This is a genomic window from Mesorhizobium sp. M7A.F.Ca.CA.003.01.2.1 (genome assembly GCF_003998945.1).
GTDB lineage: Bacteria > Pseudomonadota > Alphaproteobacteria > Rhizobiales > Rhizobiaceae > Mesorhizobium > Mesorhizobium ciceri.
The window spans coordinates 1-1,320 of sequence record NZ_RZRA01001216.1 but is presented as its reverse complement, the minus strand read 5'-3'; the positions used below and the strand labels follow the sequence as shown (position 1 = coordinate 1,320).

The following is a 1,320-nucleotide window of genomic DNA, read 5'->3' as shown; positions in this document are numbered from 1 at the left end:
GAAATGGCGCGGGCGCCAGTCAGATGCGCAACCAGCGCCGCCAGCTCCTTTTCGGCCAGCGGACGCACCACCTGGTCGAGCCCGCCCGGGCCACCGGGACCGGCCGGGCGACCGGAGCGGACGACCAGCAGATTGCTGCCGAGCTTGGAGATGTCGGCCTTGACCTTCTGCGTGGTGCCCGACCCGATGGTGAGCATGGCAATGACGGCGGCAACGCCGATGACGATGCCGAGCAAGGTCAGGAACGAGCGCAGCACGTTGCGGCGGATCGAGCGCAGCGACAGGCGGACGGTTTCCCAGATCATGGTTGTGCGATCTCCAGCTTCCTGGAATCGGAGGCGACGTGGCCGTCGAGGAAGCGGATGGTGCGTTCGGCATAGTCGGCGACGTCGGCCTCGTGGGTGACCATGGCGATGGTCAGGCCAAGCTCCTTGTTGAGCCGCGTCAGCAACTCCATGATCTCGTGCGTGCGGGCGGTGTCGAGGTTGCCGGTCGGCTCGTCGGCGACGAGCAGCGTCGGGCGCGTGACGATGGCGCGCGCGATCGCCACGCGCTGCTGCTGGCCGCCGGACAGTTCGGCCGGCGTGTGGTGCTCGCGGCCGACAAGGCCGACCTCCGCCAGGGCCTGCATGGCAAGGTCGCGGCGCTCGCGGGCGGCCACGCCGCGATAGATCAGCGGCAGTTCGACATTTTCGGCCGCCGTGGTGCGGGCCAGCAGATTGTAACCCTGGAAGACGAAGCCGACATAGAGGTTGCGCAGCATGGCGCGGCGGTTGCGGTCGAGGCGGCCGGCGTCGATGCTCATGAAGGAATAGGTTCCGGCCGTCGGCGTGTCGAGGCAGCCGATGATGTTCATCGCCGTCGACTTGCCGGAGCCGGACGGCCCCATGATGGCGACGAATTCGCCACGCCGGATGGCAAGATCGACGCCGGCCAGCGCATGCACCTTGGCCTCGCCCTGGCCATAGCTCTTCCAGACCTTGTCGAAGGTGATGAGGGCAGCACCGGCAGCCACGGTATCAGCTCCGCTGCTGCGACGCGGTGATGACCTGTGCGCCTTCGTCGAGGCCAGAAATGATCTCGGTCAGTTCGCCGTCGGTCGAGCCGATCTTGACGTTGACCGGGTGCGGACGCCCGTTCTCCAGCACATAGAGCGTGCGCGAGCCGTCGGTGGGCACTGTGGCGGCCTGGCGCTGGCGGTTGCCGCCGGGGCGGCCCATGCGGCCGGTGAACAGGTCGCTGAGGCTCCAGCCGCGTGCGGCCTGCTGGACCGGGCGAAAGCGGAAGGCGGTGGCCGGCACGGTGAGCACGTCCTTGGCC

The 1,320-nt window shown here is 68.4% G+C and carries 2 protein-coding genes and 1 pseudogene; all 3 read right to left on the bottom strand.

The genetic code is table 11. The annotated features are described in order from the left end of the window. Nucleotides 1-305: ABC transporter permease (locus tag EN969_RS31365; protein ID WP_164758676.1), on the bottom strand; the 305-nt coding region annotated here is incomplete at its 3' end. After that, nucleotides 302-1,015: an ABC transporter ATP-binding protein gene (locus tag EN969_RS31360; protein WP_063168254.1), complete on the bottom strand. Its 714-nt coding sequence runs from the start codon at nt 1,013-1,015 to the stop codon at nt 302-304. The genes EN969_RS31360 and EN969_RS31365, both read right to left, overlap by 4 nt. Nucleotides 1,016-1,019: 4 nt before the next feature. Further along, nucleotides 1,020-1,320: pseudogene (locus tag EN969_RS31355) on the bottom strand (efflux RND transporter periplasmic adaptor subunit); the annotation flags it as partial.